Annotated in this window: 2 protein-coding genes; both read right to left on the minus strand. The window is 42.3% G+C overall.

Going from position 1 to position 8,616, the window contains the following annotated elements; genetic code table 11:
* On the minus strand, nucleotides 1-5,616 hold a 5,616-nt coding region (locus B2Y23_RS08860; protein WP_291370296.1), incomplete at its 3' end, for an SdrD B-like domain-containing protein.
* 111 nt (nucleotides 5,617-5,727) lie between these two features.
* On the minus strand, nucleotides 5,728-8,439 hold the full coding sequence (locus tag B2Y23_RS08865; protein ID WP_291370299.1) for a DUF7619 domain-containing protein: 2,712 nt from the start codon (nucleotides 8,437-8,439) through the stop codon (nucleotides 5,728-5,730).
* Nucleotides 8,440-8,616 lie beyond the last annotated feature (177 nt).

An 8,616-nucleotide genomic window follows, 5' to 3' on the forward strand; every position in this document is an offset into this window, starting at 1 on the left:
CAGACGGCGCTGTGGATGATAGTTGGTATGAACAGAAGTCACATAAGCTTCACGCTTGAATTCTGCTTCTAAATCAGTGGCGTTATTTTCATAGTAATATTCAATTTTCGACAAGATATCGAGTTTATTTTGATTATAATCGCGCCATGCATAACCGAGCTGGAAACGGTTGCGTAAGTGATCCCCCTGATCTGCTGCTTTATTATCGACAAAGTTGAGCGTGTTTTTAGTCAGCACGGTGGCATCATCAGAGAGCTTATAGGCATAACCAAGGGTATTGATCAGAGTATCTGAAGTATCCGAACGGCGACCTTCCAAACGGGTGGTTGCTTTCCAATTCTCATGAACTAAATATTCAAGTCCAAGACTCAATGCAGTGGCATCATTACTCGTATTGTCTTCATTTTTAGATAAAGACTGAATCCGCTCAAAACTGCTACTGACATATACACGCGGTTTTAGCTGCCAGCGGTTACGTAGACCCAATGCTGCTTCAGCCTCACGGTTACTGATGCCATCAGCAACACGATATTCACTGAATGCTGAACCATCTTTCATATAGTTGCTGGAAATACCGAACACTGTGCTATTGGTTTCTTCTGTGCTATTCATGGAGTACAGGCCATCAATTGCTGAAATCACTTCATGGCGGGCATAAATTTCAGTATTGGGTAAAACTTTTGCCGTTCCCCCCACCGATAAAACCTGTTTGTCGGAATTGGATAAATCCTGTTCGTATTCAATAAAAGCTGATGCGCCTTTCCAAGGCAGATTACCAGTAAATTTGATACGCCCAGTCGTGCCATTATATGGACCCAGATTTTCTGTCGCTAAAGTTGCGGCAGCACTGGTTTCATCATAATGACGCAGCCCTAATTCGACCGCGAGAATTTTAAAGAAATTATGTTCCAGACTCGCAGACAATCCGGTACGAACGCCGTTATTTTCTTGATCTTCAGTACGAATTGCTTCAATACGAGCCAGGCCCAGTTTTGCAATGGGTGCTGAAGCCTTGATGCCACTTTCTTTACGTCCTGCACTAATGGTTGCCGCATTATTCTGGAAACCTTCTTCGGCTTGCTGGTGATAGGCACGAACATGGGCAAAGCTTGGTGCATATTCAAATTCGACCCGTGCAGCGGTACCTTGGTTTTTGTCACGGGTTGAATCACTATTGATCTGAGTAATCTGATCTGCCGTAGAGTCGGTATTTTTAGACTGTGCCACTTCGGCAATTAATTTACCGTATTGTCCAACTTTCACCACGGTATTTAAACTGGCAATCTGTTCCTGATTTAAAGGATCATTACTTTGCACAAATGAACCACCCATTTTCAGATGGCTCTTCATGGCATAACTAAAACTCATCCCGCCGACTTGATATTCTTCACCAATTTCATCCGCTTCCACCGTAATACGGATAAAGTTTGGATTCAGGTCTTGATCGACACTGGCGATAGCTTGTTTTAGGTAAATGCTGTTGCTATAGGTGTCGACTTCATAATCGCTAAAACGGGTAAGGCTTTGTTTGGCAATAATCAACCCCGGATTATTACGATCGCGGGTCAAAATCTCGACTTTTTCACTATTGTCTAAAATAAGTTCACTTGAAATTGAACCCAGACTGTAGGGACCAGAAATACCCAGTGCACGATTTTCTGTCACCACTTGACGCGATTTGGTTTCAGCCACAAATGCTGATGCCTGAAACTTATCTCCTTCATGTCCCACTTTCAGACCAGTCAATGAACGGTTATATTGCCCCAAAGCCAGACCTTCATCTTTTTCTGTACGGGTCACATAGTCGCCATACATCGCATATGAACGGCCTTTGTCTAAGCGTACATACAATTTGCTGGTCGATTGAGCTTCAAAGCCTTTTGCCGCTGCATCACCATATACCGGATAATATTCATCAGGTTGAATATCGCGGAACAGGCGCTGCTTGGAACTTTTATTAGAATCATAAGCCAGGGTTAGCAGATAATCGCCTCGGACTTTTCCTTTCAGGAACATTGCAGTGCGACCGGTCAATGAGGTGTCATTACCCCACTCGGCAATTTCATTCAGCTCATCTTCAAAACCATCATTACGATTCACACTATGCAACCGTGTATTATCAAAATTATTAAAGTTAATTGAACCTTCAATTAAACCCACGGCAATCAGCGGACGTAAATCTGCCTGGAACTGAATGTCGATTTCTTCTTTGATTAAACCACTGCTGACGCGTAGTTTTCCACGTGCAGGCGCATTCGGTGCAAGAATCGGAATAATCATCTCGCCGCCATCAATGAAGCTTTGAATGCCCGGTTCATTTGGATTTAAATCTGGAAGATCAATAATCCCGATATCACTTTCTAGAGTGATCGAGGTACGGGTGGCCACCTTGATGCCTTGTTTGTCTTGCAACTGAACGCGCAGCTGCATCACATCACGGCCATTGGCCATGACCGGGATTGGCGCTTGCTGTAATTTCAGCTGATGAATTTCATCTGGAACAATGACCTGAATGTGTTGGCTTTCACGGACATTACCAGCAAAATCCAGTTGTTCAGCACGAATGCTGTTTTTACCGGGTTTTAATGCCACACCTACATATTCAACACCTTGTTTACGATGCTCATCCAGGATGGCTAATTTACCCCGTTGTTTATCTGCCACCACCACGTCATTGACTAAAACACGCTGGGTTGCGCCCGTTGCACCTTGAACTTGAATCGTCGTTTGTGCATGAGGTAGAACCTGTCCTTCTTTTAAGTTTAAAATCTCTAAAGCGTTGTTGTCGCTACGCTTTAAATATTCTTCAAGATTCACTAAAACAGGCGGTTTTACCGGATCAATCAACAATTGCGGTTGTTTTTGTGCAGCAAAATCACCCCGATTCAATAAGCAATTCTGATCATTGTCATTTGCCAAACAGCCTTGGGTGTTTTCTGAACGGGTACTGCTTTCCAGATAGCTCGGTGCATCAATAGAAAGTTGCTTGTTAATCGCTTTTTCAAGATTTAAATTGCTGCTGTTAATTTTTTCCTGACGCTGTTTGATTGCATCTGTTAAGGGTGCAGAACAGGCATCTATCTGATTCGCCATGGCGAAATCAGCACGATGCAATTCGCCACGTTTGACATCGACAAAGCGGCTGGATGGATCACCTGCATTTCGGTTGGACTGAGTCAGCAACTCTACGCCGGCAGGTAACGTGGTGCGGTCAATTTTAAGCACATGGGTTTTTGCCGACACGCCGTAAAAGTCATATTTACCTTCACGGTCCGTGATGACATAACTGCCATCTTCCATGTAGATACGGACACCCGGCACACCCAACTCGCCTTTATCCTGTATGCCATTACGGTTACAGTCGGTATAAACTTTACCTACCACAAATGCATCGGCACTAAACGCACCCGGACGAACTTTAACTTTAGCCTGTGCTTCATTTGAACTGAGACCAGAACCATCCACTGCACGAGCCCGGTTAATTCCATCCCCATTTAAAGCATTGGGTCCGACCAGAACACGGTATTCAATTTTGGCACTGGCATTGACTGCAAGATCACCTAGACCCAAAGTTAGATAAGGGCCTTTGCCACCTTCCGGGTCTGCCACTGGTTTGCCATCAATACGCATGGTACTTGGCACATAGCTAAAACCACGCGGTAAACTGTCTTGCAATTTGACATCACGTGCAAGTACATCCCCTTTATTACTCACGGTAATACTGTAATTGGTGAAATCACCCAATTCGATACTGCTATCACGTGCAGTTTTTTGTACCATCAAACCCGATTGGCTTAATAGCGGGTCAATCGGAATATCTATATTCAATGCCGGACTGCTGGATGTCAGGGTAAATAAGCCACCATAAGAATATTGCGAATGTACCGCCATGCCGTTAAATGAGCTGATCGGATAAACCACCTGATCGCTGACAAAACTATATTGATGAGTAGCAATTGTTGAGGTATCGACTAACAATTTATAGTTACCCGGAATCACTTGCGGATAAACAAACTCACCTGTCGCAGACGTTACCTGTTTCGCAGGAATTGAACGTAAAGCCCCTGTGGTACGGTCAACTTCAAAAGCCACATTATTACCGACCGGCTGATCATTTTCATCCACCAGTATAACGGTTGCCCCAGCCACAGGCTTTTTCGTTTTTGCATCGAAAATAATGCCGTATGGATCAATCAATATCTGCGTTGAAATATCATTAATCGGTGTAGTGACCTGACCTTGCTCGTCGACGCATTCAACCAGACTCGCTGTAACCTCATCACGTTTAAGCGTTTGTAAAACAGCATCATTCAGATTTTTTTCTGCATTTTCTTCAGTATCTAAACTAAATTGGAACAGACCGGTATTTTCACCACTTTCCATGGCAGAAATAATAACAATATCACCCGTCAATTTAGACTGAATACGAATGCGTGCCTGCTCTTTGCTAAAACGGTTAGCATTACAAACCGCGGCATTGGTTTTTAAATAAATCGGTTCATTAACTTTGCCGGTATACAAGCTGATTTTAAAATCATTTGTGGTGCTATCCAAAGTTGGCTGACCCACAACCTTGGTTTCAACTTTATTGGATAAGGTTTTTTGATTCACTTGCCCTTTTTGATGCAGAACATAAGCTCCATTCACCAATGTGGTATAGCTAATGGTCGGCTGCGTTTTAACCTTTAACTTAATCTCGCTTTTTTGACCGGCTGCAAATGGTTTTTTATAAGCAACGACGGCATGGCCAATTTGGCTTTTATCCTGAGGTAAATGACTTGAATATTGCCCTTCTGCCAACTTATGCAAAACCAGTGTATTAGAAGCCAGATCTGAAACCTGAATATCTTCAAAAACAGTATTTGCCGGCAAAGGATCTTCAACAATCACCCATGATTGTTCCTGTCCATCCACCGTGACTGTTGCAGGTGATACCGGTAATGATGCCGAGTTGGTTACCGTCAAAGTATAATTTAGGGTTTGTGCCTGCTGAGTTATGCTAAGCAGTTGTTGGTCTACGGCTTTTTCTATTTTTAACTTTGCTTCAAAGACCTGTACAGGGTCTTGCACTGTTTTTTGTTGTTGCGGTTCTTCACGAATTTGTGCGGTTAAAGGAAGCTCTAACTTGGACTGATCGGGAGTTTGTAATGAGGTATCTGCCACGACCCATAAGTGTACAGTTTGATTGGGTTGTAATTCTAATCCATCTTTAATCAGGGTGTCTGAAATATCCAGAACACCATCTTGATTGGCATCTAAATAGATTTTTAAATTGGATAAATGGTTAATAGCCACGGTTTTAAAATCAAACCACGCATTTGTATTACTGGTATTGGTCACCTGATTTAACCAGATGACTTTTGAACCCGCTTCTACTTGCTGGAGCTGATTTGGAAATAGTTCAAGACCATAAAACTTTGCAATTTCGATATTGACTGCATTGGATTGAGTTGTTCGCAGTAATTGTCCACCGTTCAAATCACTAACTTCAAAACTTGCATAAGCAATATTCTGAATCATTTGTCCAGCCATAGGCATCGCAGCATGACCGTGCTGTGCAAAGAACAAAGCAGATGCAAGTGCAGACAAAGATAATGTCTCCACTTTCTTATTCATTGCTTTTTTCATTGCCACACCCCAAAACCAAAAATACGAAAATACAAATAATTAGAACAAACGAATGGAGTCCCTCTCTTCGAAAAAAGAGGGAGAAGAGTTTTTTAAAGATTATGGAGTGGTTACGCTGTCATCAATTTTTACAGCAAACTCTAAAGTTGCCGATGTTGCTGGAGTCAAGGTATTCACGGTATAACTCACCTGACCATTGATTTGAGTTGCAGACGATGGCTTCAATGATCCTGAAAATAGCTTGGTATAACTTGGCACCATATCGGAAATCACGATATTGGTTGCATTTGCATTACCATCATTGGTGGCTACAATTTTGTAGTACACACATTGACCTGGTTTTGCCTGTAAATCAGTTGTTCCATAAACTGTTGGAGTCGTTGTACAGTCTGCTACAGCCTGAGTCTTAACCAACCGGATCTGACCTAAGTTAATCACCGTGCGGTCCGTTACAATCACATCCGCAGGCTTGTTACTTCCTGTAGGCTTGAACGTCACAATCGTAGTATCCGCTTCACCCGCTGTTGCCGTGGCAGGTGCTTCTACCTTGACCAAAATTGTGACTGACTCATTTTGTGATAAACCAGCCCCATTGGTTTGTGCCAATAAAGCAGTCAAAGAGGCATTACGCTCTGCAGCAGTCGCACCTATCACCAGTTCATTGGCATCAACCATACCATTCTTGTTAAGGTCAACGTAAACTGAGGTATTCATACCTGATAAAGTAGAAGACCAGTTAATTTCGACTGGATATCTGGTTTCACCTTCCAGTACATTTCCCGTATTGGTTAATGTGTGGCTGTATACTATTGTACCACCTGGTGCAATTTGACCTTGACGGTCTGGAGTAAAGGTCAGTTGACGTTTTTCAGCAACTTTTACATTAAAGGTAATATCATCCTTCGTACCTGTAGCAGGCGAAGAAATCTCGACTTTAATATCTTTACCAATACTGGTATCGGCAGGAGTTCCGGCAGGAGGTGTTACGATTAAACAGAAACTTTTTGCAGCGCCATTGGCAATATTGCCGGAATTGGTCACTTTAGTTGCAGTACAGTTGCCTAAACCATCTTTTTCAAAAACTTCAGCAGTCCAGCCTGTAGGGATATTTGGAACATTAATAATGTAATTATCTGGAATGTTGCCGGTATTTTTTATCGTAATATCAAAAGTTGCTGGGATTGCCGGTGGGGTAGTTACAGTTTTTACAGATGTTGAATTACCCGGACCTGTACCCAGTTCTGTCGTTGAATCAGGTTTGCTAACCAAATCCACCGTATTTGCCAGTAAGCTGGAAACAACTAGAGTTAACTTATCTGTGCCTTTGTTCGCATCAGAAGTACTGGTCAAAATAATTTGATTATTATTGACTACTGCACCGTTCTGGAAAGTGACGCGAACGATATATTTCTCATAGCCGCCAGCTGCAATTGGACCGGTATTATTCGACGTTACTGGCGTTTTCCCGTCTGCTTTAAGAATTTCAACAATACTGCCTGCTGGCAGACTTGTTTTATCTACAGTAAGCGTATAAGAATCTGCTGTGTTGCCCCGGTTATGTACAACAATCATATTACCTTCTGTTGTACTGTCACCAAATACAACAGGAACACCTTGTTTACCTGCCAAGGTAATAAGGTCATCCACTGGAGCACCCGGAATAGTGCCATCTTTGAAGTTGTTTAATACAGAGTCATTAATCGAACCGTCAAATTTTCCTGTTACACTCACAATCGATGGATTGGATGGAACAGTCGTCGGATCAGTCGGTGTGGTATCCGGCACATCGGAGATAACTAATGGAATATTCGGTCCACCAGAAGTACCGGGTTTGCCATCCGGATCGACATAAGCAGTATTTTTGATATCTCCAGCACTGGTGCTATCTAAAACTTTAACTTTAAAAGTCAGCTTGCCCGAGGTATTTGCTGCAACACTGTCAATATTGAAAAGGAATTTATTTCCGCTTACTTCAAACTTGTCTAAAGCATCTTTTGCATCGGTAAGCGCCACTGAACTGCCATTATAACGTGCAGATCCAGCAACAAACTGAACAGTAGCGGGCAATACGTCAAAGATTGCAACATTAGTTGCAGCTGCATTACCTGTATTTTTAAAAGTTAAAGTATATTCAACTTCCTGCCCTGCTTGAGTCACACTTACACTGGCAGCTTTGGTAATCTGCATTACTGCACCAGTGGTAATGGTCGTAGTGTCGATATTACTTTTCGTTACAGCACTTGAATCATATAAAGCAATTGACTGTGCTGTCGCTGACACCTGTAACTTATCAAGCTGATTAGCAAGGGCCGTACTTGGTGTGGTTGCTACCACAACTAAACCTACAGATTCCCCTGCTGCCAGTTCAATCCGGTCAGTAGCTGTTAAAGCGACTTTACTGTCCGCAACTCCATCTTTGTTGCGGTCAATATATATTGCAAACTTGCCATTTTCGAAATCAAATGTTGTGGTTGCGTCATCTATATCGATAAGCGAAATCGCAAATTTATCCGATCCGTTACCGGTATTGGTTAAGATATGTGAAAAAGTTACCTGTCCATTTGCTGTTGTCTGCGCAGCACGGTTAGCTTCAAGTGTAAAACTACCGACTTGAGCGACCAGCGTTTTTACTTCATTAGACGTTACTACACGTTCTGTACCGGTATTATCAGTATAAGATGCAGTTGCAACGTTACTGATATTAGTACCAGCTAAAGGTACAGCAGCCATAGCTTGACTACTCAGCAGCGATACCCCACCCATTACTGCCAGTGATGCAGCAATTTTACTTAATTGAAAATTATTTTTCATAAAGAACCCAACAATAAAGTCGATATTGACCAATTAAAAATTTTATTTAGATGTATTAACTTGTACTTGAGCAGAAACAATAATTTTCTGTTTTGGTTTTAACTCACTCACATTCCATTGTAAAAAGCGATATTCAGCCAGTGGAACATTCACTTTTTTGCCATTTTCCATACGGGT

It is taken from the genome of Acinetobacter sp. UBA5934 (assembly GCF_002430855.1).
Classification (GTDB): domain Bacteria; phylum Pseudomonadota; class Gammaproteobacteria; order Pseudomonadales; family Moraxellaceae; genus Acinetobacter.